This window comes from Aeromonas oralensis, from assembly GCF_049665575.1.
Taxonomy (GTDB): domain Bacteria; phylum Pseudomonadota; class Gammaproteobacteria; order Enterobacterales; family Aeromonadaceae; genus Aeromonas; species Aeromonas hydrophila.
This window is the reverse complement of sequence record NZ_CP187186.1, coordinates 3,577,522-3,603,229: the sequence shown is the minus strand read 5'-3', so window position 1 is coordinate 3,603,229 and position 25,708 is coordinate 3,577,522. Positions and strand designations below refer to the sequence as shown.

Sequence of the window (25,708 nt, the reverse complement as noted above, 5' to 3'; positions counted from 1 at the left end):
TGCACATTGAGCCATGACGAATCGGGATCAGACCGGCAGATCCTGGCGAACTGCGCCAGCCATCTGTTCCATCACCCGCACTACCTGACAACTGTACCCGAACTCGTTGTCATACCATACGTAGAGCACGCAGTGATCCCCCTCGGCGATGGTGGCCTGGGAGTCGACGATGCCCGCAAAACGGGAGCCCACCATGTCGGAAGAGACCAGCTCGGTGCTGGCGCTGAAGTCGATCTGGCGATGCAGGGCCGAGCTCAGTGCCATCTGCTGCAGATAGGCGTTGAGGCTCTCCCGATCGGTGGTCTGTTCCAGCGATAGGTTGATGATGGCCAGCGACACGTTGGGGGTGGGCACCCGGATGGCGTTGCCGGTCAGCTTGCCCTTGAGCTCGGGCAGCGCCTTGGCCACCGCCTTGGCGGCGCCGGTGCTGGTCATCACCATGTTGAGGGCTGCGCTGCGACCGCGGCGCTCGCCCTTGTGATAGTTGTCGATGAGGTTCTGGTCGTTGGTGTAGGAGTGGACCGTCTCCACGTGGCCGTGGCGGATGCCGTATTTGTCCTGCATCACCTTGAGCACCGGGGTGATGGCGTTGGTGGTGCAGGAGGCGGCGGAGATGATCTTGTCATCGGGCCCAATCACCTCGTGGTTGACCCCGAACACCACGTTCTTCATCTCCCCCTTGCCGGGAGCGGTCAGCAGTACCCGGGCAGCGCCGCGCGCCTTGAGGTGTTCAGACAGCCCCGCCTCGTCGCGCCAGACCCCGGTGTTGTCGACGATCAGCGCATCGTGAATGCCGTAGGCGGTGTAGTCGATGTCGGCCGGGCTGTTTGCATAGATCACCTGGATGAAGGTGCCATTGGCGATGATGGCACTGCGTTCCACATCCACCTCGATGGAGCCGTTGAAGGGGCCGTGCACCGAGTCTCGGCGCAGCAGGCTGGCACGCTTCTCCAGATCCCCGTCACGACCGCCGCGCACCACGATGGCGCGCAGTCGCAGGGAGTTGGCGGCGCCGGTACGCTCGATCAGCAGCCGGGCCAGCAGGCGGCCGATGCGGCCAAAGCCGTACAGCACCACGTCGGTGGGGGCCGGTACGCCGCGACCCAGGGCCGGCGCCAGCTTGGCACGAAGGTAGTCGTCGATGCCGGCTTCATCCTGGTGATCCTGCCAGTAACCCACGGCCAGCTTGCCCAGATCGATCTCGGCGGCGGTCGGGTTCAGGGCCAGGATGGCTTGCAGCAGGGGAAAGCTCTGTTGGATCGGGAGGGGAGCTCCCTGGTGGCGGCGAACGACCCGGTGGGCCTTGAGGATATCGATGGTGGAGGCGTTTTGCAGCGGGCGGCCGAAGATGGTGATCTCGATCCCCTGCTGGCGGTAGAGGCGACCGATCAAGGGTTGCATGGCTTCGGCGAGCTCCTGGCTCTCCTGCCACGCCTGCAGATAGTGCTCGTGGGTCATTAACCAGATCCTTTATTTCACGTTGTTGGGGCAAATAGAAATTCGTCGAATGCAGATCAGTGTAGGGGTGTATATTTCGTTATATTATTCTGCAGTCGCGGCCTTATACGGCGCGCGCATTGTAATGGATATGTAATCCGTTTGCTAGCCAAGGGTGGCAATGGCAGGCTGCAATTGTTACCAACAAGATATGAACCATGACCCCTTTTCCAGCTCGTTCCCTGTTGTTTGGCCTCTGTTTCGGCCTGCTGCTCACCGCCTGTGACGATGACAGGATCCACAACATCTGTGCCAATTACCCGGCCCTCTGTCAGGATCTGGTGGACGACGGCTGGTGTCGTTACGAGCGCAGCGACATCATCCGGGCCCGCTACTACCTGCAGGCGGAGGGGACCGAGCGGCGCCAGTACGAGTTGATGCGCAGCCTGGAGCGTTATCTCAAATGTGCCGAACGCTCCACCAACATCGAGTACAAGCGGGCCCGCGAGCAGAAGAGCCCGCGGGTGGAGGGGATGCTGGCGGCCGGCGAACAGCTGGCCCAGCTCGACGCCGCTACCCGCAATGCCAAAGATCCCTACCTGCTGCTCTGGCACTGGACCAACAACACCAACGAGCTGGCTCGCCAGCAGTTTCTTGCGCTGGAGGGGCAACCCGTGCTGGAGGAGCCCGAGCTGCAACTGGCACTTGGGGGCATCTATGCCAAGCGCGAGCCGCAAAAGGCCATCGCGCTGATGCAGCACGCCCTCTCCCTCTACCGGGAAGGGGATCAGGTCAACGGCCGGGTCCTTACCTCCCTCAGCACCCTCTACATGGGCCAGAAGCAGTACGGACAGGCCTATCTGTGGGGCAAGGTGAGCGAGTCGTTCCAGAATGCCGCCGAGGTGTCGGCCACCCGTTTCAGCCTCTATCACTCCCTGAGCAAGCAAGAGCAGGAGAGCCTGGACAGCCAGGCTGCCACCCTGGTTGAGCAACTGAAAAGCGGGACCTATCGTCCCTGAACCCTGATGAACCACATTGAATCTCTGGCCAGCGACTGGCCACACCCCTTCGACATCCGGCTCACCCACGGTCGGGTCAACACAGATGGCCGCCAGCTGGAGCGGGTCACCGTCAGGGCCGTGGTGCTGCGCGGCGACCAGCTGCTGCTGGTGCACTCCCGGGTCAACGGCGATCTGATGTTTCCCGGTGGCGGCATCGAGCACGGGGAGTGCCACCGCACGGCCCTCGCGCGCGAGCTGCGCGAGGAGTGCGGCGCCGAGCTGGTGGCGGTCGGTGCCCTGCTTGGCGAGACGCGGGAGTACCGGCCGGCCCGCGAGGCTGACTACGACGCCTACTGCATCCGCTCCTTCTACTACCTCTGTCAGGTGGGGGAGGCGTGGTGTGAACCGCAGCCCCAGCCCTACGAGATAAGGCTCGGTTTCACCCCTGGCTGGTTCGAACTGGCCGAGGCGCTGCAGACCAACAAGACCCAGCTGGCAGGCCCCTGTCCGCAGTGGACGGTGCGAGAGACCCGGGTGCTGGCTGAGTTGCACCACTGGCACGGCGCCGGCCTGCTGGGCTGAACGCAGCCCGCACGCCATAAAAAAAACCGCCCCAAGGCGGTTTTTTTTCGTTTGCTGCCGATCAGAGCGTACAGACCGGGCAGAGGGCGTAGGTGCCCTGCGGATCGTTGAAGCGGGTCAGCGGGTCCAGGCTGCGGTTTACCTCCACCAGTGCCTTGCCGAGCCCGGCCGGCAACCAGCTCTGCAGGTGGGAAGCCAGCACTTGGGCGCTGCTGTCGAACAGCTGGCGCAGGAACTTGTCTTTGGCCGACTCCTCCTGCTCGATGGGGGTGACCTGCCACTCCTTGAGGTTGGCCAGCTCGGCCGCCGCCTTGATGGCCGCCTCCTGATCGCCAAACTCGTCCACCAGTCCCAGCGCCTTGGCATCCTGACCGGTCCAGACCCGGCCTTCGGCTGCTTTCTCGGTCTCTTCCGGGCTCAGGCCACGGCCCTTGCTCACCAGACCGACGAAACGCTGGTAGGTGTCTTCCACGCTCAGCTGGATCGCCTGGCCGACGTGTTCCGGCAGGGCTCGGGTCAGGCCGACGCCGACATAGTCGGTGGTGCCGACGCCGTCGGAGTGTACCCCGTACTGGGAGAGCGCCTTGTCGATGGTGGCGAACATGCCGAACACCCCGATGGAGCCGGTGAGGGTGGCGGGGGAGGCGAAGATCTTGTCCGCATCGGCGGAGATCCAGTAGCCACCGGAGGCGGCGTAGCTGCCCATGGAGATCACTACCGGCTTGCCAGCCTGTTTGAGGGCCAGCAGCTCGGCGCGGATCTGCTCGGCGGCGAAGGCGCTGCCGCCCGGGCTGTCGACCCGCAGCACCAGGGCTTTCACTTTGTCGTCGCGGCGGGCATCGGCCAGCAGGTCGGCGAGGCTGTCGCCACCGATGGTGCCGGCTGGCTGGACACCATCCATGATGGCGCCGCTGGCGACGATGAGGCCCACCTCATCCTTGCCGCTCTGGGGATACTGGCTCGGGATGGCGGCCAGGTACTCCTTGAGGCCCACGCCCTTCCAGCCGTGGTCATCGCTCTCGCCCACTTCCTTGATCACCGCCTGGGTCATCTCGTCGCGGGTCGCCAGCTGGTCCACCAGACCGTTGTCGAGGGCGTAGTTGGCGGCGTTGCCGCCGGCCTTGCGCAGCAGCTCGAGGAAGCGATCCTTGCCCGGTGCCACGGCGTCCGGTTCGATCTCCCGCTGCTCGGCCACGTCGGCCACATAGGATTGCCACAGCTGATCCAGCCAGCGCTGATTCGCCTCCTTGCTCTCGGGGGACATCTCGTCACGGGTGTAGGGTTCGACGAAGGATTTGTAGGTGCCGACCTTGAACACGTGCGGGGTGATGTTGAGCTTCTCCAGCGCCGACTTGTAGTAGGTCTGGTAGACGCCGAGCCCCTCGATCACCACGGCGCCGCTCTGGTTGAGCAGCACGTGATTGGCGTGGGCGGCCAGCAGATATTGGCCCTGGGTGTAGAAGTCGGCCATGGCGATGACCGGCTTGCCGCTCTCCTTGAATGCATCGATGGCGCTCGCCACCTCCTGCAGTTTGGAGAAGCTGGTGCCCTGCAGCCCCTGGGGCTTGATCACCAGCGCCTTGATGCGATCGTCATCCTTGGCGCTTTTGATGGCCCACAGCAGATCGGAGAGGACGATCTCGCTGGGCAGCTCGTCGCTGTTGTCCACCTGGCGCAGCAGCTGCACCGTGGGATCGGTCTGCGAGCGCTGTTCCACCAGCACGCCGGAGAGATTGAGGGTGAGGGCCCCTTCGATGGGGGCGCTGGGCGCCTCTTTCTGGCTGACGCTGAAGACGATGATCAAGACCACGACGAGAAACAGCAGATTGACCAGCATCAGCCGGGTGAAATTGAGCAGGCGCCACAGGCTGCGAAACAGCCAACCCAGACCTTTGAAAATAGACATAGTCGCGTTATCGCCCTGTTAATGGGGAGGGAAGCGCCATTATTAACCAGTTGGCCGGTGAAATGCCATTTCCGCTTGGACAGGATCGGAGCCCGGTTGTTCGGAACACGTCTGTTCGCCGAAAAATTGTCCAAACATTTGTTTGAAAAAGCATTTTCGATTCTTTACTCTAGCCTCGGTTTGATAACAAAAAATTAACTGGAGGCCCTGTGAGCCGCCCACCCATCCTGCCGTCGTGTCTTGGGCTTGAGTCCAGGCGGCGGGGAATGGGCGTGGTGCCATCCAGCCGGGCCCCGAAAAGGAGTTCATGATGAGCCGTTACCCGACCCTGCTGACCCCCCCTCGATCTCGGCTTTACCCAGCTGCGCAACCGCGTGTTGATGGGATCCATGCACACCGGCCTCGAAGAGGAGAAGGGGGCTTTGACAAGCTGGCCGCCTTCTATGGCGAGCGGGCCCGGGGTGGGGTCGGCCTCATCGTGACTGGCGGCATCGCCCCCAACCTGCGTGGCCGGCTGGTGCCCCACGGCTCCCAGCTGAGCTTTCCCTGGCAGGTGGCCAAGCACAAGAAGGTGACCAGTGCGGTACATCAGGAGGGGGGCAAGATAGCACTGCAGATCCTCCATGCCGGCCGCTACGCCTATCATCCATTCAGCCTGGCACCGAGCGCCCTCAAGGCCCCCATCTCTCCGTTCAAGCCGCGCGCCATGAGCGAGCGGCAGATCCGCGGCACCATCCGCGACTTCGCCGCCACCGCACAACTGGCCAGGAGCGCGGGCTACGACGGGGTCGAGGTGATGGGGTCGGAAGGCTATCTCATCAACCAGTTCATCTGCGAGCGCACCAACAAGCGCACCGATGGCTGGGGTGGCAGCAGTGAAAACCGCATGCGCTTCCCGGTGGAGATTGTCCGCGCCATCCGTGAGCGGGTCGGGCCGGATTTCATCATCATCTTCCGCCTCTCCATGCTGGATCTGGTGGAGCAGGGCTCCTCCCTTGAGGAAGTGATCGCCCTTGGCAAGGCGCTGGAGCAGGTGGGAGTCACCCTCATCAACACCGGCATCGGCTGGCACGAGGCGCGCATTCCCACCATCGCCACCAGCGTGCCGCGCGGCGCCTTTAGCTGGGTGACCGCCGAGCTGAAAAAGCACCTCAAGGTACCGCTCATCACCACCAACCGGATCAACACCCCCGAGGTGGCCGAGCGCATTCTTGCGGGCGGCGAGGCGGACATGGTCTCCATGGCGCGCCCCTTCCTGGCGGACCCGGAATTTGTCATCAAGGCTGCTGAAGACAGAGCGGACGAGATCAACACCTGCATCGCCTGCAACCAGGCCTGTCTTGACCATGTCTTCAAACAGAAGCGGGCCTCCTGCCTGGTCAACCCGCGCGCCTGCTTCGAGACCGAACTCACCTTTGGCCGGGTGCCCCAGCCCAAGAAGCTGGCGGTGGTGGGCGCAGGTCCCGCCGGGCTGGCGTTTGCCTGCTACGCCGCCGAGCGCGGCCATCAGGTGAGCCTGTTCGATCAGGCCAGCGAAATCGGCGGCCAGTTCAACTTCGCCAAGCAGATCCCGGGCAAGGAGGAGTTTCACGAAACCTTGCGCTACTTTGCCAAGCGGCTGGAGAAGTGCGGCGTCGAGCTCTATCTGGGCCAGCGCCAGAGTGCCGAGAGCCTCTTGGGTGGCGGTTTTGACGAGGTGATCCTCGCCACCGGCATCCGCCCGCGCACCCCCAACATTCCAGGTATCGAGCATGCCAAGGTGATGAGCTACCTCGATGTCTTGCGGGATCACAAGCCGGTGGGCGAGAAGGTGGCGGTGATCGGCGCCGGCGGCATCGGCTTTGACGTGGCCGAATACCTGGTAGAGGGCAAGGGGATCGCAGTCGCGATCACTGGCTCAAGGAGTGGGGTATCGACAAGCAGCTCGGCGAGCGCGGCGGCCTGATGGCCCCGGTGATCGACGCCCCCGAGCGCCAGGTCTGGCTGCTGCAGCGCAAGGAGAGCAAGGTGGGCGACGGCCTGGGCAAGACCACCGGCTGGATCCACCGCACCGTGCTCAAGAACCGCAAGGTGGAGATGCTCTCCGGCGTGCAGTATCTGCGCATCGACGATGAAGGGCTTCACATTCAGGTGGGCGAACAGCAGCAGTGTCTGCCGGTGGATCAGGTGATCATCTGCGCCGGCCAGGAGCCGCTCAAGGAGCTGCAGGCCGGTCTGCAGGCGGCGGGCAAGCCGGTACACATCATCGGCGGGGCCGACGTGGCCGCCGAGCTGGACGCCAAGCGCGCCATCCGCCAGGGGGCTGAACTGGCGGCGGTCATCTAGTCAGCGGGCTGCCACGTATTGCGACAAACCCCTGATGCTCAGGGGTTTTCTTCATCCGGTGCTGTGCTAAGGTAGCGCCATCATAGCCCCTGACAAGGAACTGCCCATGGATGCCCTCCACCTGTTACTGAATCGTCACTCCTGTGGTCGTCTGGCCGAGCCCGCCCCGAGCGGCGAGATACTCGACAATATCCTCAAGGCCGGGTTGCGGGCGCCGGATCATGGCACCCTGACCCCCTGGCAGTTCATCCTGTTTGAAGGGGAGGGGCGCGAACGGCTCGGTACCCTGCTGGCACAGGCCGCTCGCAGTCGCGGCGAGGATGAAGAGAGCATCAAGAAGTGTCAGGAAGCCCCGCTGCGCGCACCGCTGCTGATCGCGGTGGCAACCCGGTATCAGGAGCATCTCAAGGTGCCGCGGCTGGAGCAGGAGCTCTCCGCCGGCTGCGCCCTGATGGCGATGCAGATGGCGGCCCAGGCTCAGGGCTTCAACGGCATCTGGCGCTCCGGCTGGTTCATTTTCGACGAGCAGATCAATGAAGGGTTGGGACTGGCACCGGAGGATCAGCTGGTGGGCTTCCTCTACCTCGGTACCCCCATGCTGGAGGCCCGCAAGCTGCGCGAGCTGCCGGTGAGCGAGTTCGTGCGCCGCTTCTAGTCTATCTTATTACCGGCAAAGCCCTGACTCGTCAGGGCTTTTCTGTTTCTGGTGGTGGGCTGTACTGATATTTGGAGGATTGCCAAGAGGGCGGCCGTGGCTGGCAGGGAATTTTTTAAATAGTGAGATGCCGTTCTCAATCTTGGTTTATTACGCTATGTAAAACGTTTGCGCCTCGTTAATATCCCTGTGCCAGTTTAGAAGGTGACCCCTTCTAATTTTCTGCGATGAGAGTCGCAATTCCGTAGCACCTTTTTACAGCCCAACGTCTTGATGACATTGGGCTTCATTTTTTGTAGGGCTGGCACTTTCGCGTTCTTTTTCCTCTTCCTCTTCCTCTTCCTCTTCCTCTTCCTCTTCCTCTTCCTCTTCCTCTTATCTACCTCACCCGGCCTCTTTGCGGCGATCTTTTGCACAGTTATGCGTGTGGCCTCGATTGGAATCAGGATCAGGATCAAAGATCCTGCATTTACAGGTGAAATCCGGCCCGGGATCCGCCAGCATCGACAGAGACAAGAGAGCCAGAGGCTTCCCTTTGACATCGACTGCCCGCACCTATGCCATCCGGAGGCCATATGTGGTTCAACCGCAAGCTTGAAAAAGAGAATCAACAGCTTAGGGAGGCGTTGCTTCTCAAAGAGCAGCAGCACCAGAGCGAGCTGGCCGAATTGCGTGCCACCATCGGTGAGTACGAGCACATGCAGCGCACCAGTCGGGAGCGTGGCGATCTCTTCAATCAGGTGATCTCCTGTCAGAATCAGGGGGGAGAGATGTTGCAGAGCGTGCGGGAAGCACTGGCCGGCAGTGCCGAGCACCTGATGGCGGAAAAGGGAGCACTCTGCGAGCTGGATCAGCTCTTTGCCCAGACAAGGGGCGCCATCACCCGTCTTTCCAATCGTGCCCATGCCATCACGGATGAGGCTGTTCGCAGTCTCACGGCCGTCCATCAGCTCGATACCAGCACGTCCGCCATCAACCAGTTCGTGACCGCCATCCAGGGGATTTCGGAGCAGACCAACTTGCTGGCACTCAATGCGGCCATCGAGGCGGCCAGGGCCGGTGAAGCTGGTCGAGGATTCGCCGTGGTCGCCGATGAGGTGCGTCAGTTGGCGAGCAAGGCCCATGAGGCCAGCAGCCAGATCGAGGTGCTGGTCAAGCAGATAGTGGCCCAGGCACAGGAGATCAAGTCCATCATCGATGACAACCAGGCCAGTGCCGCCGAAGTGGCGACCTCCTCCTCCCAGATCGATGTGGTGGTGACCCAGGTGTTGGCACAATCTGGCCGGATGCAGCAGGTGATCCACAGCGCGGCCACCACCTCCTTCCTCAATACCACCAAGCTGGATCACGCCGTCTGGAAAAACACCATCTATCGGCTCATCGATCAGCAGCATTTTCACGAGCCGGTGAGCGACCACGCTCAGTGCAGGTTGGGTAAATGGTATTTAGAGGGGCAGGGTGCCGAGCTCTTTGCCCACAAGCCGGGCTTTCGTGAACTGGACGGGCCGCACAAGCGGGTCCACGAGAGCGGCAAGGCTGCCCTGCACGCGCGCGAGCAGGGGGATATCAAAGGGATGGTCGAGCAGCTCAAGACCATGGAAAACGCCAGCATGCAGGTGGTGCACTGCATCGACCGCTTGCTGGAGAGCGCCTGAGCGAGCCTCGGGCCCTCTGCCTAGTCTTTGACTGGCAAAAGCCGGGCCGGGTTGCCCACCACCCTGGCGCCGGCCGGCACGTCTTTGGTGACCACGGCTCCAGCGCCCACAACAGCTTCCCGCCCTATGGTGACACCGGGCAGCAGGATGGCACCGCCGCCAATCCAGACCCTGTCTTCAATGGTGACCGGCAGCGCCGTCTCAACCCCCTGAATGCGCTCATCGGCATCCAGCGCATGGGCGGCGGTGTAGATCTGCACGTTTGGCCCAATCATCACCTCGGCGCCGATGCGAATGGGGGCATTGTCCAGCAGGGTGGCCCCCATGTTGATGTAGCTGCGCTCGCCAAGGTAGATGTGGCGGCCATAGGTGCAGTAGAGGGGCGGGCAAATGAAGGCACCCTGGGCCAGCTCGCCGACGATCTGCTGCAGCAGCGCCAGCTGCTCATCCTCCTTGTCGCTGCGATTGAGGCGGCGGTACAGACGGGCCGTCTCCCGGCGCAACAGATCCAGTTCCGGTGCCATGCAGTTGTAGGGCTGGCTGGCGATCATCTTGTCGTACTCGGTCATGGCTGCTCCTGTGGCTTGCCTTGGTGGCGCATGGGGTTCACATGTTAGCGGTCCGGCCGCCGGATAACCGTGATCAGCGGCCCGCTACGGGCAGCACCAGATTGGTCGGCCTGCCCTCGGCAAAGGCAATCAGGTTGTCAAAGGCGGCCTGAAAGTAGAGCTGGTAGCTGTTGCGCTCCACATAGCCGAGATGGGGCGTGGCCAGCACATTGGGCAGGCGCAGCAAAGGCTCGCTTTGCGCCGTGGCCGGCTCTGCGTCGAACACGTCGAGCGCTGCACGCCGGGTGGGGTTGGCGGCGAGTTCAGCATAAAGGGCGCCCGGTTCGACAAGCTCAGCTCGACTGACGTTGACCAGCAGGGAGTCGGCCTTCATCCGCGCGAGATCGGTGCGGGTCACACAGCCACGGGTTGCCTCGTGCAGGCGCAGATGCAAAGAGAGGATGTCGGCGTCACGAAAGAAGGCCTCCTTGTCGGGGGCGCTGGCATGGCCATCCCGCTCGGCCTGCTGGCGGGAACCCTCGCTGCCCCAGATCAGCACCGACATGCCAAAGGCCCGGCCGTAACCGGCCACCAGCCTGCCAATCTTGCCGTAGCCCCAGATGCCGAGCGTCAGCCCCTGCAAGGTACGGCCCAGCCCCAGTGTACCGGATTGCTGCCACTGTCCCTGGGCGAGGGCATGACAATAGGCCGGGAGGTGGCGGGAGGCGGCTATGATGAGCGCCCAGCAGAGCTCGGCGGGCGCCACCGGGCTGCCGATGCCTTCAGCGACGGCCACCCCGTGGCGCTGACACAGGAGGGGGTCGATATGTTGGCTGATCTTGCCGGTCTGACTGATGAGCCGAAGGGAGGGGAGCCTGCGCAGCAACGCCTCGTCGATGCGGGTGCGCTCGCGGATCAGTACCAGCGCTTCCACCCCTGCCAGCTTGGCGGCAAGGCGCTCGGGGTCAGGTTCGCTTTGGGTGAGGATGGTGACGTCGTGGCCTGCCAGGCGCGTAAAGCAGGGCAGATGACGCACCTGATCCTGAGAGTCATCCAGTATGGCAATCCGCATAAGCACTCCGTGTCGCAAGGGGGGCTGGCGGCCTATCCTACCGGAAACGGGGTGAGCTGTGTGGTCAAATGAGCACTGATTGCAGTGCGGGTATGGATGGTGCTGGTTGGCCGTACCAGAGAGGTGGCTGCTGCGGGCAGGTTGAAAACAGGCGAGGCTCCCGTGTGGGAGCCCCGTTGGCAGCTTTGTGTCAATGACTTAGCCGAGTTTGCAGCCGATAGGTTGGCAACTGCCGTGGCTTGTTGCTTATTAGCCGAGTTTGCGGCCGATGGGTTGGCAGCCGCTGTGGTTTGTTGCTTATTAGCCGAGTTTGCGGCCGGAGAGGCGGCACCACTCTTCCTTGACGGCGGTCGGATCCATCTCGAACCACTGGCCGTAGATGGTCTCCAGCTCCGGCGCCTGGCTTTCCAGCACGCCGGAGAGGGCCATCAGGCTGCCCGCTTTGCCGTGGCCGGCGATCAGCGGCGCCAGTTCGCGCAGCGGGCCGGCCAGGATGTTGGCGACCACCACGTCCGCTTCGACATCTTGCGGCTGATCCGCCGGCAGATAGAGCTCTATCTGATCGGCGACGCCATTGCGCTCGGCGTTGTCACGGCTGGCCTGGATGGCCTGCGGATCGATGTCGATGCCGATGACCCGGGCGGCACCCAGTTTCAGGGCGGCAATGCCGAGGATGCCGGAGCCGCAACCAAAGTCGACCACGGTTTTACCGGCCAGATCCAGACCGTCCAGCCACTGCAGGCAGAGCGCCGTGGTGGGGTGGGTACCGGTACCGAAGGCCAGACCTGGGTCCAGCATGACGTTGACCGCATCGGGGTTCGGCACGTCGCGCCAGCTCGGGCAGATCCAGAGCCGCTCGCCGAACTGCATGGGGTGGAAGTGATCCATCCACTCGCGCACCCAGTCCTTGTCTTCCAGCTGCTCCACCTTGTAGCCAACGTCCTCACCGAAGATCTGCTGGAAGAAGGCGATGGTGGGCGCCGGATCGGTTTCGGCGTCGAACAGCCCCATTACTTCAGTCTCGCCCCAGAGCGGGGTTTCGCCCGGCATGGGTTCATAGACGGGCACATCCTTGGCATCCATAAAGGTCACCGCCTGGGCACCACGCCCCAGCAGCATGTTGCTCACCTTGTCTGCGGTCTTGGCAGTGGCGTTGATTCGAATTTGTATCCAGGGCATGGCGTCGACTCTTCATAAATGTGAAACCGCGGGATTCTATCATCATGGGCGTGTGCTGTCGTGGTTTGCCCATGCAGTGTGGTGGAGGATGCGGTCTTTGCCGAATTGGCACGGTTAATGTATTCCTCATTGGGTGACGGGAAGCAACCTGTTCCCGCTGAATGCTTTGCTCTAGGAAAGTTCCGTCATCTTTTTCAGCCACCTTCGGGTGGCTTTTTTTTTGCCTGCAGGTTGGCCGGGGGCTGCAGACCCCGGTGGCAGGGTGCAATGTGGCAAGCAAGCGGGGAGAGGGGTGGGATTGGCACACTAGCTGCAAAGATACAGAGGTCCTGCATAAGGATATGTGTGTGATTGTTACCCCAACGTTCAGGTATTTAGGGCCATCCCGGCGGGATGGCCCCTTTTTTTGGCTCTTTTTATGGTGATGCTGCGTGGTGACTGTCTGTTGCCTGATGTGAGCTGTGCTGTGATGGGGCTTGTCACTGGTGAGTTCACCCCATGATGGTGCAGTTTTTACCCATAAGGGATTAGTTGTCGAACTGACTCATGTCGATCACCAGCTTGCCCACCATGCGGCCGGCTTCCACCTCGGCATGGGCCTGAGCCAGGGTGGTCGGGGTCAGCTCGGCCACCACCTTGCTGAGTGTGGTCTTGACCACGCCCTGATCCACCAGGGCGGCGACCAGCCCCAGCAGGTTGTGCTGCTCGATCATGTCCGGGGTCTGGAACAGGGAGCGGGTAAACATGAACTCCTGGCTGAAGGTGACGCTCTTGCTCTTGAGCAGGGAGAGGTCCCAGGGCACGCTCGATTCGGCGATGGTGCAGATATGGCCGAACGGGCTGATGAGGCTGGCCATGGCATCCCAGTGCTGCTCGGTGGCATTGGTGCAGAAGATGGCATCTACCTGAGTGATACCGAGGGCGGTGAGCTCCTCCTGCAACTGGTGATGGCTCACCACCTGGTGGGCCCCCATCTGCAGGCACCAGGCCCGGGTCTCGGGGCGCGAGGCGGTGGCGATCACCTCCATGCCGGTGAGCTGGCGGGCCAGCTGGATGGCGATGGAGCCCACGCCACCGGCGCCGCCGATGATCAGCAGCCGTCCGCGGCTCTCGCGGGTGAGGCGCATGCGCTCGAACAGGGTTTCCCAGGCGGTGATGGCTGTGAGCGGCAGGGCGGCTGCTTCCAGGTCGCTCAGGCTGGTGGGGGCGAGGGCGGCGATGCGCTCATCCACCAGTTGCAGGGCGCTGTTGCTGCCGGGGCGGCTGATGTCGCCGGCATACCAGACCCGGTCGCCCACCTTGAACAGGGTCACCTCGCGGCCGACGGCGATCACTTCGCCCACGGCGTCCCAGCCCAGCACTCGCGGGCTGCTCTCGACCTTGGCCTTGGGGGCGCGCACCTTGGTGTCGACCGGGTTGATGGAGGTGGCGTTGACCCGCACCAGCAGGTCGCGCGGGCCCGGCGTCGGGTCGGCCAGATTGACCTCGATGAAGCAGTCGGGATGATCGCTCGGCAGATAGTGGGTCAGGGCGATGGCTTTCATGGCAGTTCCTTTCAAATCGGTTGGATGGGGATTGCCAGCCACTCTAGTCTGGTTGATTATTCAGATTAAGATGGGTAATTGGTAAAGACTGTTTGAATATATGAACAATGTCGAACTGGAGCTGATGGGGCTGTTTGCCACTGTGGTGGAGCAGGGCAGTTTTACCGGGGCGGCCGAGCTGCTCGGCATGCCCAAATCCTCGGTCAGCCAGAAGATCTCGCGGCTCGAATCCCAGCTCGGGGTGCGCCTGTTGCAGCGCACCACCCGCCGGCTGAGCCTGACCCCGCAGGGAGAGGTCTATGTGGAGCAGTGCCGGGCGCTGCTGGCGCTGGCCCGCAGCGCCAATCTGGCGATGGCGCGGCTGCGCGCTGCCCCGGCGGCCGGGTGCGGATCACCGCGCCGGAGGCGACCGGTACTCTGCTGCTCGGCCGGATCCTGGCCGAGTTTCGGGCCCTCTATCCGGAGGTGGTGCTGGAGCTGACCCTCTGCGATGAGCAGCTTGATCTGGTGGGGGAGGGTTATGATCTGGCGCTGCGGGCGGCACCGCTGAAAGATTCCAGCCTGATCTGCCGGCGCATCGGTCAGGTGCCGCGCCATCTGGTGGCGGCGCCCGCCTATCTGGCGGCCCACGGCACACCGCAACAGCTGAGCGAGCTGGGGCGATACGCCTGCCTGGTGCACACGTCGCTGCCTGTGTGGCCGTTGCAGGAGGGAGGTTGGCGGCCGCAGGGGGCTTGTCTGAGCAACAGCCTGCTGGCGCTGCGGGAGCTGGCCATCAACGAGGGGGGAATTGCCTTGCTGCCCCATCATGTCTGCGAAGGGGATCTGGCGAGTGGTCGCTTGCAAAAAGTGTTGCCCGAGCTCGCCGTGCCGCCTAACCCCTTCTACCTCATCTATCCGAGCAGGGAGCACCTGGCGCCCGCCCTGCGCAGCCTGATGGATTTCGTGGCCGAGCGGTTGCCATTTGCCTGAGGCTACCAGCCGCTCTGGCCGGCGGACTCCTGATTGGGCTTGAGGCCGAGCGGCACCGACTGACGCTCCGCCAGCATGCGGATCTGCCCTTCGATCAGGCTGGCGTTGGGGCCCAGCACCAGCACCAGCTGATGGTCGTTGAGTTGGATCCAGGAGAGGCAGCCCAGCCCCAGCAGGCGGGATTGATCCACCAGTGAGATGTCGCGCACCCGCAGGCTGAGGCGGGTCAGGCAGACGCTCATCGCCTGCAGGTTGTCCATGCCCCCCAGCATCTTGAGGTACTGGATCGCCAGCATCTGGGGATCGGAGGGGGCGACGCTGGCAAGGCGCGGGTGCTCCGGCGCGATGGGCTTGCTCGGCAGGCTGAGGGGCGTGCGCTCCAGCAGCTGATAAAACAGCAAGGTGTAGGCGACGAAGAACAGGATGCCGACCGGAATGAGCCAGAAGCTGTGCTCGCCGGCGTGGTAGCTCAGCACCAGATCCAGCAGGCCGGCGGAGAAGTAGCTGCCCACCTTGATGCCGAGCGCGCTGCAGGTGGCGAGCGACAGGCCGGTCAGCAGGGCATGGGCCAGAAACAGCCAGGGGGCGGTGAAGGCGAACAGAAACTCGATGGGTTCGGTGATGCCCACCAGCGCCGAGGTGAGCGCCAGGGTGAGCAGCAAGCCCCCCTGCGGCAGTCGCTGCATGCGCTGGCGGTGCAGCCAGATGGCGAAGCAGGCGCCCGGCAGGCCAAACATGATGATGGGATAGAGCCCGGCCACATAGCCTTCGTGCAGCGGCTGGGCGCTGGCCAGTGCCTGCAGGTTGCTTTCCCCCAGCCCGATGAGGCTGCCCAGCACCTGATGCAGACCGAGCGGGATCAGCAGCCGGTTCAGCACGCCGTAGCAGAAGGCGCCGAACGGGGTGGTGAGCAGCTCGGAGGCGAGCAGGGTGATGCCCTGTTCCAGCAGCGGCCAGAGCAGCGCAAGGGGGAAGGCCAGCAGCAGACAGGTGAACGCCGAGGCGAGCAGGCTGGTGAAGTCGCCGTTGACCAGCCGTAGCCAGTGGGGCATGGGGTGGCGTTTGAGCCAGGGGTAGACGATGGCGGTGGTCAATCCCGCCAGCAGGCCGCAGATCATGTCGCTGTGCAGGCCGGGGGCCAGGGTGCCGAGCGCCGAGCTCAGCAGCAGAAAGTTGACCGCGCCGGCCAGCGCCTGAGTGCCTTCACCCTGGCGACTCAGCCCGAAAGCGATGGCCACCGCATAGATGAGCGGCATCTGGCTGAACAGGGCGCGGCCCGGTGAGGGAGAGCACCGCCAGATCCAGCACGTCCGGCTGGCCGAGCCGATAGAGCAGCGCGGCCAGCGGCAGGATGGAGACCGGCAGCAACAGGGCGTAACCGAGTCGCTGCAGGGCTTGGGTCAGGATCTGTCTGGCGTTCTGTACGGGCATAAGGGTGCGGTATTTTGTGACATGGCGCACAGTTTACCCGTAAAACACCCATTTTGGGATAGTTTCGGAACCCTTTATTAATCCATTTATGATTGCGGCTCAAACAAGCGCCGCACATGCTGGCTCGGGGCCGGGGTGAGCAGGCTGACCAGCACGAAGGCAATCAGCCCCAGCCCCAGGCTCGGCACGATGGCGTGCAGGCCGGCCGGCTTGATCTCCCACTGGCTCAGGATGGCGTAGCAGAGGATGCCGCACACCATGCTGGCCAGGGCCCCCGGGCCGTTGGCCCGCGACCAGTAGAGGCCGAGCACCAGTGGCCAGAGGAACACCGCCTGCAGGCCGCCGAAGGCGAGCAGGTTGAGCCAGATGATCATCTCGGGGGGCTGCAGCGCCGCCAGCAGCACCAGGGTACCCAGGATCAGGGTGCAGAGCAGGGAGAGGCGCGGCACCCGCACCTCCAGCTTCTCCTGGCCGGCCTTCTCCGGACTCAAGTAGTTGAGGTAGAGATCTTTTACCAGGGTGGCGGAGGCCTGGATCAGCTGGGAGTCGATGGTAGACATGATGGCCGCCATGGGCGCCGCCAGGAAAACCCCGGCCAGCCAGGGAGGCAGCACTTCCATCATCAGGGAGGGCATGATCTTGTCCGGGCTGTCCATGCCGGGCAGGATGGCGCGGCCCAGGGCGCCGGCCAGGTGCATGCCGAACATCAGCAAGGCGCTGACTATGGTACCGATGAGGATGCCGCGATGGAGCGCCTTGCTGTCGCGATAGCCGAAGCAGCGCAGCGCCGAGTGGGGCAGCCCCACCACCCCGATGCAGACCAGCACCCAGAAGCTCAGCATGAAGGGCTGGGTCAGCATGTCGCCGGCCCCCTGCGGGCTCACCAGCTTGGGATCGATCACCTTGAGCTGGTGGATGAGGTTGGGCAGGCCGTCACCGGCCACCAGAATGCCCGCCAGCAGCGCGCCGGTGCCGATCAGCATGATGATCCCCTGCAGCGCATCGGTCATCACCACGGCGCGAAAGCCGCCGATCACCGTGTAGAGCAGCACGCAGCTGGCAAACAGCAGGAGCCCCTGCTGATAGCTGAGGCCGGTGGCGGTCTCCAGCAGACGGGCGCCACCGATGAACTGCACCACCATGGTGGCGATAAAGGCGAGGATGATGGTAACCGAGCCCAGCACCACCACCGCCTTGCTCTGGTAGCGGGCCCACAGCATGTCGTTGATGGTCACCGCATTGACCCGGCGGGCGATGATGGCGAACTTCTTGCCAAGCACCCCCAGGGTGAGCCAGACGGTGGGCAGCTGGATCATCGCCAGCAGTACCCAGCCAAGGCCAATCTTGTAGGCCGCTCCCGGCCCGCCGATGAAGGAGGAGGCAGAGGTGTAGGTGGCCACCAGGGTCATGGCCAGCACCAGCCCGCCCATGCTGCGGTTGCCGATGAAGTACTCCTGGACGAAGTCGCCGCCCACCCTGTGGCGGCTGGCCCAGAAGCCGACTCCCAGCACCAGCACCAGATAGATGCACAACGGCAGCATCAGCTCAAGATTCATGGTAAGGCTCCTTGGCATCGAGGGGAGGGGAGTCGAGGGGGATGTCCACGAACAGACGATCCACCATCAGGCCGCACAGCACGATGAACAGCAGCGGCATCAGGATGCAGCTGAGCAGGAACCAGAGCGGCATGTCCCAGTATTCGATCTCTGCGGGGATGAAATAGGCCGTGCCATACCAGGCAAGGAAGTAGAGCAGGGTCAGCAGCAGGCAGAGGGCTGCTTCCCGGCGAGCGAGCGCGAAACGATTCACCTTGGCCTCCGACAATTTTGAGGGGCGCAAGGATAACAAAAAAGGGCCATGTCGCCATGGCCCTTTTTTAGCAGAGGCTCCTTGCGGAGCCGACGTCCACCGACATGGCGCTCTTCGTCAAGGATCCTTACAGACCGAGCTTCTTGTGCAGGTAGTGGATGTTGGTCCCACCGTGCTGGAAGTTTTCGTCCTTCATGATCTCTTTTTGCAGGGAGACGTTGGTCTTGATCCCTTCCACCACCAGCTCGTCCAGCGCCTGACGCATGCGGGCGATGGCGACGTCGCGGTTTTCACCGTAACAGATCAGCTTGCCGATCATGGAGTCGTAGTAGGGCGGTACCTTGTAGCCGGCATAGATGTGGGAATCCCAACGTACGCCCAGACCACCCGGCGCGTGGAAGCGCTGGATCAGGCCTGGAGACGGCATGAAGGTGGCCGGGTCTTCGGCGTTGATCCGGCATTCGATGGCATGGCCACGGATGCGGATGTCCTGCTGGGTGATCGACAGGGGCTGACCGGCGGCGATGCGCAGCTGCTCCTTGATCAGATCCACGCTGGTAACCAGCTCGGTGACCGGGTGCTCAACCTGGATACGGGTGTTCATCTCGATGAAATAGAACTCGCCGTTTTCGTACAGGAACTCGAAGGTGCCCGCACCGCGGTAGCCGATCTCGATACAGGCGCGTACGCAGCGCTCACCGATGAACTTGCGCATCTCTTCGGTGATGCCGGGTGCCGGCGCCTCTTCGACCACCTTCTGGTGACGACGCTGCATGGAGCAGTCGCGCTCACCCAGATAGAGGGCGTTGCCCTGGCCGTCTGCCAACACCTGAATCTCGATGTGGCGCGGGTTCTCCAGGTACTTCTCCATGTAGACCATGTCGTTCTTGAAGAACTGGCCTGCTTCGGATTTGGTCAGCGCGATGGCGGCAGACAGCTCGGCTTCACTGCGCACCACGCGCATGCCGCGACCACCACCGCCGCCGGCGGCCTTGATGATCACCGGGTAGCCAATGCGCTTGGCGATGGCGGCGTTGTGCTTGGCATCGCTGTCGACCGGACCGTCAGAGCCCGGTACGCAGGGCACGCCCGCTTTCTTCATCGCCTCGATGGCGGAGACCTTGTCACCCATCAGGCGAATGGTCTCGGCGCGCGGGCCGATGAAGATGAAACCGGATTTCTCGACCACTTCGGCGAAGTCGGCGTTCTCGGAGAGGAAACCGTAACCCGGGTGGATGGCGACGGCACCGGTCACCTCGGCGGCGGCGATGATGGCCGGCACATTGAGGTAGGAGTCGGTACTGGCCGGATTGCCGATACAGATGGTTTCGTCGGCCAGCAGCACATGCTTGAGCTCCCGGTCGGCGGTGGAGTGAACGGCCACTGTCTTGATCCCGAGCTCTTTACAGGCGCGCAGGATCCGCAGGGCAATTTCACCGCGGTTGGCGATGACTACTTTGTCCAACATGGGTGGCGACTTCCCTTATTCGATGATGAACAGCGGCTCGTCGAATTCGACGGCCTGACCATTTTCAACCAGGATCGCTTTGATCACACCGGCCTTGTCAGACTCGATTTGGTTCATCATTTTCATGGCTTCGACGATGCACAGGGTATCGCCGACATTGACGTGCTGACCGACTTCCACGAACGGCTTGGCTTCCGGGCTGGAGGAGCGGTAGAAGGAGCCAACCATCGGGGAGCGCATCAGGTGACCGCTCGGGATGGCGTCGGCAGCCGGGGCAGCAGCAACCGGTGCGGCGGCAGGAGCGGCAACCGGGGCGGCAGCTTGTTGCATGATCATCTGCGGAGCAGCGGTCACCTGACCGGAGAAGTTGCGGCTGATGCGAACGGACTCTTCACCTTCGGAGATCTCCAGTTCGGCGATGCCGGACTCTTCAACCAGTTCAATCAGCTTCTTGATTTTGCGGATATCCATTAGCATTCTCTTTCTTCTTTATCTGATCAGTGATTATCAAGCCGCGCGCAACTGGTGCACGGCCGCGGTTAAAGCGAATTGGTAGCCATCGGCCCCCAGCCCACAAATGACCCCTTTGGCGACATCAGACAGATAGGAGTGATGACGGAAGGGTTCCCTGGCATGGACGTTGGACAGGTGAACCTCGATAAAGGGGATGGCCACACCCAGCAGCGCATCGCGGATGGCGACGCTGGTGTGAGTGAAGGCGGCCGGGTTGATGATGATGAAATCCACCTGACCCATGGCCTGGTGAATGCGGCCGACCAACTCATGTTCGGCATTGGATTGCAGGTGTTCCAGTGTGACCCCGAGTTCGCCGGCGTTGTGCGTCAGATCGGCGACGATCTCATCGAGCGTCTTGCTGCCGTAGATGCCCGGTTCCCGTTTGCCCAGCAGGTTCAGGTTCGGCCCGTTGAGCAGGAGAATTCGGTGTTTTTGCGACATATTGAGTACATCCTCGATGATAATGCTGCTATCTGTCAGCCATCTTGTGGACTATCAGAAATCTAGTCATTTTCTGCGCAAATCGGTGTGCACTGGCACACAGATTTCGCAATTATATTGATTTCGTGAAAATTAGCAGCATTTTACTGGTCTAATCTCTACATCTGTCTATTTTTTGCGCTAATCGGTGCGTTGTTGAAACGCTCAGTAGCAAAGACGACAAAGCCGGCTCGAGGCCGGCTTTGTAGGCAGGAACGCAGTCAGGATCAGGCTGCTTCCGACTTCTCGCGGATCAGCTTGTCCACCACGCCCGGATCCGCCAGGGTGGAGATATCCCCCAGGCTGTCGGTCTCGCCGGTGGCGATCTTGCGCAGAATTCGCCGCATGATCTTGCCGGAGCGGGTCTTGGGCAGCCCCTCGGCCCAGTGGATCACGTCCGGGGTGGCGATGGCGCCGATCTCCTTGCGGACCCACTCCTTCACCTCTTTATGCAGCTCGCGGCTCGGCTCCTCGCCAGCAATCAGGGTGACATAGGCATAGATACCCTGACCCTTGATCTCGTGCGGCACGCCCACCACCGCCGCTTCGGCGATCTTGGGATGGGAGACCAGCGCGGATTCAATTTCGGCGGTACCCATGCGGTGGCCCGAGACGTTTAGTACATCATCCACCCGCCCAGTGATCCAGTAGTAGCCATCCTCGTCGCGACGGGCACCGTCGCCGGTGAAGTAGCGGCCGGGGAAGGTGGAGAAGTAGGTCTGCTCGAAGCGCTCGTGATCGCCGAACACGGTGCGCATCTGGCCCGGCCAGGAGTCAGTGATCACCAGGTTGCCCTCGGTGGCCCCCTCCAGCGGCTCGCCCATGTTGTCCACCAGCGCTGGCTGCACGCCGAAGAAGGGACGGGTAGCCGAGCCTGGCTTGAGATCGGTGACGCCGGGCAGCGGGCTGATGAGGATGCCGCCAGTCTCGGTCTGCCACCAGGTATCGACGATGGGACAGCGCTCCTCGCCGATGGTGCGGTAGTACCACTCCCAGGCTTCCGGGTTGATGGGCTCGCCCACCGAGCCCATGATGCGCAGGCTCGAACGGGAGGTGCCGGTTACCGCCTCGTTGCCCTTGGCCATCAGCGCCCGGATGGCGGTGGGGGCGGTGTAGAGGATGCTGACCTGGTGCTTGTCCACCACCTGGCTCATGCGATTGGTGGCCGGGTAGTTGGGCACCCCTTCAAACATGATGGTGGTGGCGCCGTTGGCAAGCGGTCCGTAGACCAGATAGGAGTGGCCGGTGACCCAACCCACGTCGGCGGTACACCAATAGATGTCCTCTTCGTGGTAGTCGAAGATGTACTTGAAGGTGAGCGTGGCATAGACCAGATAGCCGCCGGTGGTGTGCAACACCCCCTTGGGTTTGCCGGTGGAGCCGGAGGTGTAGAGGATGAAGAGCGGGTCTTCGGCCCCCATCGCCTCCGGCGGACAGTCGGCGCTGACGGTGGTGACGGCGTCGTGCCACCAGATGTCCCTGTGGTTGTGCCAGGCGATGTTGCCGCCGGTGCGCTTGAGTACGATCACCTTGTTGACCTTGGTCTCCGGGTTGGTGAGCGCTTCATCCACATTCTTCTTGAGTGGCACCGGGCGGCCGCCGCGCAGCCCTTCATCGGCGGTGATGACGATGGAGGAGCCGGAGTCGATGATGCGACCGGCCAGGGCTTCCGGCGAGAAACCGCCGAACACGATGCTGTGCACAGCGCCGATGCGGGTACAGGCCAGCATGGCGATGGCGGCTTCCGGCACCATAGGCATGTAGAGGCAGACCACGTCGCCGCGATGCACTCCCTGCGCCTTCAAGACGTTGGCAAACTTGCACACCTCGGTGTGCAGCTCGCGGTAGGTGAGCTTGCGATCTTCGGCCGGGTTGTCCCCTTCCCAGATGATGGCGACCTTGTCACCGCGCTCGCTCAGATGGCGGTCCAGACAGTTGGCAGAGACGTTGAGCAGGCCGTCTTCATACCATTTGATGGAGACGTGGCCCGGATCGTAGGAGGTGTTCTTGACCCTGGTGTAGGGCTTCATCCAGTCGAGGATCTTGCCCTGCTCGCCCCAGAAGGCATCCGGATCCTGCACCGAGGCCCGGTACATGGCTTCATAGCCTGCCTTGTCCAGCAGGGCGCCGTTGCTGATGTGGGCTTTGACCGGGTAGACCTTGCTCTCGCTCATGTGTCACTCCTTTGAATACATTCTTGTAATGATTAGGTAACAACTTATACCTTTGGCGAGGGAGAGCAATTAGACTTTTGGATAGATGGCAACATCCGCTTACAGTCGAGTCGATGACAATTCATCGCTGATTGGGTAAAACGTCGTTTTATCGACGGAGATAGTCCCATGTTGACCCTGCTACTGTGCTCCTCCCTCTGGCAGTTCGAGGCCCCGCAGGCCACCGATGAGGCCGCATTGGCGGCCCCCCATGCCAACGGTCTTGCGCTGACACCGGCACAGCCCGATTCCCCATCACTGCGGGACCACATCAGCGGCCAGTTGAGCGAGGCCTGGCTGGCTCGCAAGCCGTCGGTGTCCGTCACCCTCGAAGAGAAAAAATCCTCCTATCCGCAGGACGCGTTGCTGGAAGAGTCACGCCGGCGGCAGGACGAAGGGTGGGATGCCAGGCTGACGTTCAACTGATGAGCGTCACCTGCGCCGCTAGCACCAGGCACCCTTGCGCGAGCCCCGTTGCTCGGCCAGATGGGGCTCGGCCAGCGGATGGCTGAACAGATAGCCCTGCCCCTCCTGGCAGTGCAGGGATTGCAAAAACTGGCGCTGAGCCTGAGTCTCAATCCCTTCGGCGGTGACCACCATGCCCAGGCTGTCTGCCAGATTGATGATGGTGCGGCACAGCTCCCGGCTGTGCTTGTCATCGGGCAGTGCCTGCACGAAGGTGCGGTCAATCTTGATGCGATCGATGGGCAGGCTCTTGAGCAGGCTCAGGGAGGAGAAGCCGGTGCCGAAGTCGTCGATGGCGATCTGTACCCCCAGCGCCTTCAGGCGTCTGAACAGCTGCAGGCTCTGATCGACCCGCTGGATGATGCTCTCGGTGACCTCTATCTCCAGCTTCTCTGGCGGGAAGCCTGTCTCGGCCAGGATGGCGGCGACCCGTTCCACGTAACCTGCCGAGCGCATCTCCCGCACCGACACATTGATCGACAGCCTGGGGACCGCCAGCCCGGCGGCCAGCCACGCCTGTCCCTGCTGGCAGGCGGTGCGCATGACCCACTCGCCGATCTGCTCGATAAGCCCGCACTCCTCGGCCACCGGGATGAAGCGGGTGGGCCCTATCATCCCCTCGCTGGGGTGTTGCCAGCGCAGCAGAGCCTCCAGCCCGCTCATGCGGTTGCTGGCGAGCTCCGTCATGGGTTGATAAAGGACGCAGAGCTGATGCTGCTCGATGGCCTTGAACAGCCCCTGCTCCATGCTCATTCGCTCCCGGGTCTGCTCAGTCATGTCCGGGGTATAGAACAGATAGCCGTTGCGGCCCCGGCTCTTGGCCTCGTACATGGCGCTGTCGGCGGCGCTGACCAGGGTTTCCGGGCTGGTGGCATGTTCCGGATAGAGGGCGATGCCGATGCTGGCGGAGACGGCAACCCGCTCGTGGCCGAGTTCGACCGCCTCGCGCAGGCTGGCCAGCAGTTGCTCGGCGAGCCTGGATAGCTCCTCTGGCCGCTCGAAGTAGGGGATCAGCACCAGGAATTCATCGCCACCGAGCCGGGCGGCCACGTCGTTGTGGCGCAGGACGCGGCGGATCCGCTCGGCCAGCAGCTTGAGCAGTTCATCGCCGGCGCTATGGCCCAGGGTGTCGTTGATCAGCTTGAAGCCATCCAGATCGATGAACAGCAGGGCCAGTCGCTGATGGTTGAGCTGCGCCGTCTTGAGCTCCAGCTCCAGCCGCTCCTGCAGCAGGTTGCGGTTGCCGAGCTCGGTCAGGGGATCGTGATAGGCGAGGTGGTTGAGCTGTGCTTCGGCCTTGCGAATGGCGCTGATGTCGGAGAAGGCGATGACGTAGTTGGTGGTGTTGTGGCGACTGTCGTGCACGGCGCTGACATGCTGCCAGGAGGTGAAGTAGCCGCCATCCTTGCGCAGACACATCATCTCGCCATGCCAGGCGTGACTGCCGGGCAGCAGGGTATGCCAGGGATAATCGATATCGGTGTGGCGACGCGGGTGCATGATGGCCTCCGGCGATTTGCCGATGATCTCCGCCTCTTCATATTGAGTCATGCTGGAAAAAGCCGGGTTGACCGAGATGATCTGGCGCTGGCCATCCATGATGATGATGCCTTCGGCGGCGGTCTCGAACACCACGTTGGCCTGGCGCAGCTTGTCTTCCTGGTTGCAGCGACTGGTGGCATCGTGGATCACCCCGGTGATGCGTCGCCCCTGATGGTCGGTGGCCGCCACGTGATCGGCGTGAATGTCGACCCAGCCCCGCAACTGATCCGGCCCGAGATAGCCGAGGGTGAGGTGAATGGGGACCGTGCCGTTGACCGCCGCCCTGAACTGCTCGCCAGAGAGCGGATCGAAGCGCTTGATGAACTGCTCCATCCCCCCTGAAACTGGCTGGCCGAGGTGCCGAGCAGGCGCTCGACCTGGCCGTCAAACTGCAGCCTGTCCTCCGTCACATGCCACTCCCACACTCCGATCTGGCCGGCACTCATGGCCAGTTGCAGCCGTTGCTGTGCTTCGACCTGTTCGGTGACGTCCCGCACTATGGTGAGGATGCGGTCGGGCACCCCCTGTTCGTCCAGCATGGGGCTGTAAATGGCCTGCCAGTAGCGCTGCCGACCCTGGTGGGCTGCGGTATGGCCGCTCAGGTTCAGCTCGACCCGGGGGACGCCGCTGCTGATGACCTGCTGGAACAGAGGCTCCAGCACCGGAGCCAGCGTGGGGACGATTTCCCGCAGGCATCTGCCGTAGTGTTCTTCTCGGGAGAGGCCGTTGAGATCGGCCAGGGTCTGGTTGACGCTGCGGCAGCGAAAGTGGCGGTCAAACACGCCTATGCCAAACGGGGCCAGTTCGAACAGCTGCTGCAGCTCGTTCATGTCCAATTGCCCCGCCAGCGGTGGATCCGGCATGGCATTGAAAGTCTCTTCGCCCATCGCGCGCTCCCTGAATTGACA

Annotated in this window: 18 protein-coding genes and 4 pseudogenes; 7 read left to right on the top strand and 15 right to left on the bottom strand. The window is 62.8% G+C overall.

From position 1 onward, the window contains the following. Positions 1 to 27: 27 nt before the first annotated feature. Positions 28 to 1,458, bottom strand: a complete 1,431-nt coding sequence (locus ACPDZI_RS16650; protein WP_102988105.1) for a glyceraldehyde-3-phosphate dehydrogenase — start codon at positions 1,456 to 1,458, stop codon at positions 28 to 30. Positions 1,459 to 1,655: 197 nt separating this feature from the next. On the opposite strand from ACPDZI_RS16650, the gene ACPDZI_RS16645 reads away from it, so the two are divergent. Beyond that, entirely contained in the window at positions 1,656 to 2,456 is an 801-nt protein-coding gene (locus ACPDZI_RS16645; protein WP_076360455.1) for a DUF2989 domain-containing protein, read from the top strand. 6 nt (positions 2,457 to 2,462) lie between these two features. Next, the gene (locus ACPDZI_RS16640; RefSeq protein WP_017409320.1) at positions 2,463 to 3,020 is read left to right on the top strand and encodes an NUDIX domain-containing protein; all 558 of its coding nucleotides are present in this window, start codon (positions 2,463 to 2,465) and stop codon (positions 3,018 to 3,020) included. A 61-nt stretch (positions 3,021 to 3,081) separates the two neighbouring features. On the opposite strand, the gene sppA is transcribed toward ACPDZI_RS16640, so the two are convergent. Beyond that, complete coding sequence (gene sppA / locus ACPDZI_RS16635) at positions 3,082 to 4,926, bottom strand: signal peptide peptidase SppA (RefSeq protein ID WP_438833497.1); 1,845 nt, start codon at positions 4,924 to 4,926, stop codon at positions 3,082 to 3,084. Between the two features lie 310 nt (positions 4,927 to 5,236). Between sppA and ACPDZI_RS16630 the strand changes: the two are divergent. Continuing rightward, a pseudogene (locus ACPDZI_RS16630) lies at positions 5,237 to 7,251 on the top strand (FAD-dependent oxidoreductase). A 106-nt stretch (positions 7,252 to 7,357) separates the two neighbouring features. Beyond that, a complete protein-coding gene (locus tag ACPDZI_RS16625; RefSeq protein ID WP_438833496.1) occupies positions 7,358 to 7,906 on the top strand; it encodes an NAD(P)H nitroreductase in 549 nt (182 codons plus the stop codon). Positions 7,907 to 8,103: 197 nt separating this feature from the next. Here the strand turns inward: ACPDZI_RS16625 and ACPDZI_RS16620 are convergent, their stop codons facing one another. Continuing rightward, positions 8,104 to 8,364 (bottom strand): hypothetical protein, encoded by a 261-nt coding sequence (locus ACPDZI_RS16620; RefSeq protein ID WP_438833495.1) that lies wholly within the window; start codon positions 8,362 to 8,364, stop codon positions 8,104 to 8,106. A 117-nt stretch (positions 8,365 to 8,481) separates the two neighbouring features. Here ACPDZI_RS16620 and ACPDZI_RS16615 point away from each other — a divergent pair, with 117 nt between their 5' ends. Further along, positions 8,482 to 9,561 (top strand): methyl-accepting chemotaxis protein, encoded by a 1,080-nt coding sequence (locus ACPDZI_RS16615; protein WP_202009153.1) that lies wholly within the window; start codon positions 8,482 to 8,484, stop codon positions 9,559 to 9,561. Between the two features lie 20 nt (positions 9,562 to 9,581). On the opposite strand, the gene ACPDZI_RS16610 is transcribed toward ACPDZI_RS16615, so the two are convergent. The 4 genes from ACPDZI_RS16610 to ACPDZI_RS16595 form a co-directional block, all read right to left on the bottom strand. Further along, a complete protein-coding gene (locus ACPDZI_RS16610; protein ID WP_049048223.1) occupies positions 9,582 to 10,130 on the bottom strand; it encodes a sugar O-acetyltransferase in 549 nt (182 codons plus the stop codon). 73 nt (positions 10,131 to 10,203) lie between these two features. After that, the gene (locus ACPDZI_RS16605; RefSeq protein ID WP_438833494.1) at positions 10,204 to 11,181 is read right to left on the bottom strand and encodes a D-2-hydroxyacid dehydrogenase family protein; all 978 of its coding nucleotides are present in this window, start codon (positions 11,179 to 11,181) and stop codon (positions 10,204 to 10,206) included. 300 nt (positions 11,182 to 11,481) lie between these two features. Then, entirely contained in the window at positions 11,482 to 12,360 is an 879-nt protein-coding gene (prmA, locus tag ACPDZI_RS16600) for a 50S ribosomal protein L11 methyltransferase (protein ID WP_010675412.1), read from the bottom strand. Positions 12,361 to 12,887: 527 nt separating this feature from the next. Then, on the bottom strand, positions 12,888 to 13,904 hold the full coding sequence (locus ACPDZI_RS16595) for a zinc-binding alcohol dehydrogenase family protein (RefSeq protein WP_438833493.1): 1,017 nt from the start codon (positions 13,902 to 13,904) through the stop codon (positions 12,888 to 12,890). Between the two features lie 100 nt (positions 13,905 to 14,004). Here ACPDZI_RS16595 and ACPDZI_RS16590 point away from each other — a divergent pair. Then, a pseudogene (locus ACPDZI_RS16590) lies at positions 14,005 to 14,876 on the top strand (LysR family transcriptional regulator). A 2-nt stretch (positions 14,877 to 14,878) separates the two neighbouring features. Here the strand turns inward: ACPDZI_RS16590 and ACPDZI_RS16585 are convergent. The 7 genes and pseudogenes from ACPDZI_RS16585 to acs form a co-directional block, all read right to left on the bottom strand. Next, positions 14,879 to 16,307, bottom strand: a pseudogene (locus tag ACPDZI_RS16585) (PTS transporter subunit EIIC). 86 nt (positions 16,308 to 16,393) lie between these two features. Further along, positions 16,394 to 17,863 carry a sodium/pantothenate symporter gene (gene panF, locus ACPDZI_RS16580; RefSeq protein ID WP_168966613.1) on the bottom strand — a complete coding sequence of 490 codons (1,470 nt, stop codon included), beginning with the start codon at positions 17,861 to 17,863 and terminating at the stop codon, positions 16,394 to 16,396. Further along, positions 17,853 to 18,131 (bottom strand): YhdT family protein, encoded by a 279-nt coding sequence (locus ACPDZI_RS16575; protein WP_336987924.1) that lies wholly within the window; start codon positions 18,129 to 18,131, stop codon positions 17,853 to 17,855. The genes panF and ACPDZI_RS16575 overlap by 11 nt, the downstream gene beginning before the upstream one ends. 112 nt (positions 18,132 to 18,243) lie before the next feature. Then, positions 18,244 to 19,584: an acetyl-CoA carboxylase biotin carboxylase subunit gene (accC, locus tag ACPDZI_RS16570; RefSeq protein ID WP_438399038.1), complete on the bottom strand. Its 1,341-nt coding sequence runs from the start codon at positions 19,582 to 19,584 to the stop codon at positions 18,244 to 18,246. A gap of 15 nt (positions 19,585 to 19,599) precedes the next feature. Continuing rightward, positions 19,600 to 20,055, bottom strand: a complete 456-nt coding sequence (accB, locus tag ACPDZI_RS16565) for an acetyl-CoA carboxylase biotin carboxyl carrier protein (RefSeq protein WP_029304298.1) — start codon at positions 20,053 to 20,055, stop codon at positions 19,600 to 19,602. A gap of 36 nt (positions 20,056 to 20,091) precedes the next feature. Then, complete coding sequence (gene aroQ / locus ACPDZI_RS16560) at positions 20,092 to 20,541, bottom strand: type II 3-dehydroquinate dehydratase (protein WP_016351748.1); 450 nt, start codon at positions 20,539 to 20,541, stop codon at positions 20,092 to 20,094. A 266-nt stretch (positions 20,542 to 20,807) separates the two neighbouring features. After that, a complete protein-coding gene (gene acs / locus ACPDZI_RS16555; RefSeq protein WP_194759355.1) occupies positions 20,808 to 22,754 on the bottom strand; it encodes an acetate--CoA ligase in 1,947 nt (648 codons plus the stop codon). A 168-nt stretch (positions 22,755 to 22,922) separates the two neighbouring features. Between acs and ACPDZI_RS16550 the strand changes: the two genes are divergently transcribed. Next, positions 22,923 to 23,219 carry a hypothetical protein gene (locus ACPDZI_RS16550; RefSeq protein WP_268013559.1) on the top strand — a complete coding sequence of 99 codons (297 nt, stop codon included), beginning with the start codon at positions 22,923 to 22,925 and terminating at the stop codon, positions 23,217 to 23,219. Positions 23,220 to 23,237: 18 nt separating this feature from the next. Here the strand turns inward: ACPDZI_RS16550 and ACPDZI_RS16545 are convergent. Next, a pseudogene (locus ACPDZI_RS16545) lies at positions 23,238 to 25,687 on the bottom strand (sensor domain-containing protein). Positions 25,688 to 25,708: the final 21 nt, after the last annotated feature.

Excerpts from the sequence above, each read along its gene's own strand:
- ACPDZI_RS16610 (WP_049048223.1), bottom strand. The coding sequence starts at position 10,130 with ATGACCGAGTACGACAAGATGATCGCCAGCCAGCCCTACAACTGCATG.
- ACPDZI_RS16625 (WP_438833496.1), top strand. The coding sequence starts at position 7,358 with ATGGATGCCCTCCACCTGTTACTGAATCGTCACTCCTGTGGTCGTCTG.
- accB (WP_029304298.1), bottom strand. The coding sequence starts at position 20,055 with ATGGATATCCGCAAAATCAAGAAGCTGATTGAACTGGTTGAAGAGTCC.
- ACPDZI_RS16640 (WP_017409320.1), top strand. The coding sequence starts at position 2,463 with ATGAACCACATTGAATCTCTGGCCAGCGACTGGCCACACCCCTTCGAC.
- accC (WP_438399038.1), bottom strand. The coding sequence starts at position 19,584 with ATGTTGGACAAAGTAGTCATCGCCAACCGCGGTGAAATTGCCCTGCGG.
- ACPDZI_RS16550 (WP_268013559.1), top strand. The coding sequence starts at position 22,923 with ATGTTGACCCTGCTACTGTGCTCCTCCCTCTGGCAGTTCGAGGCCCCG.
- ACPDZI_RS16605 (WP_438833494.1), bottom strand. The coding sequence starts at position 11,181 with ATGCGGATTGCCATACTGGATGACTCTCAGGATCAGGTGCGTCATCTG.
- panF (WP_168966613.1), bottom strand. The coding sequence starts at position 17,863 with ATGAATCTTGAGCTGATGCTGCCGTTGTGCATCTATCTGGTGCTGGTG.
- acs (WP_194759355.1), bottom strand. The coding sequence starts at position 22,754 with ATGAGCGAGAGCAAGGTCTACCCGGTCAAAGCCCACATCAGCAACGGC.
- ACPDZI_RS16615 (WP_202009153.1), top strand. The coding sequence starts at position 8,482 with ATGTGGTTCAACCGCAAGCTTGAAAAAGAGAATCAACAGCTTAGGGAG.
- ACPDZI_RS16650 (WP_102988105.1), bottom strand. The coding sequence starts at position 1,458 with ATGACCCACGAGCACTATCTGCAGGCGTGGCAGGAGAGCCAGGAGCTC.
- ACPDZI_RS16595 (WP_438833493.1), bottom strand. The coding sequence starts at position 13,904 with ATGAAAGCCATCGCCCTGACCCACTATCTGCCGAGCGATCATCCCGAC.
- aroQ (WP_016351748.1), bottom strand. The coding sequence starts at position 20,541 with ATGTCGCAAAAACACCGAATTCTCCTGCTCAACGGGCCGAACCTGAAC.
- ACPDZI_RS16645 (WP_076360455.1), top strand. The coding sequence starts at position 1,656 with ATGACCCCTTTTCCAGCTCGTTCCCTGTTGTTTGGCCTCTGTTTCGGC.
- sppA (WP_438833497.1), bottom strand. The coding sequence starts at position 4,926 with ATGTCTATTTTCAAAGGTCTGGGTTGGCTGTTTCGCAGCCTGTGGCGC.
- prmA (WP_010675412.1), bottom strand. The coding sequence starts at position 12,360 with ATGCCCTGGATACAAATTCGAATCAACGCCACTGCCAAGACCGCAGAC.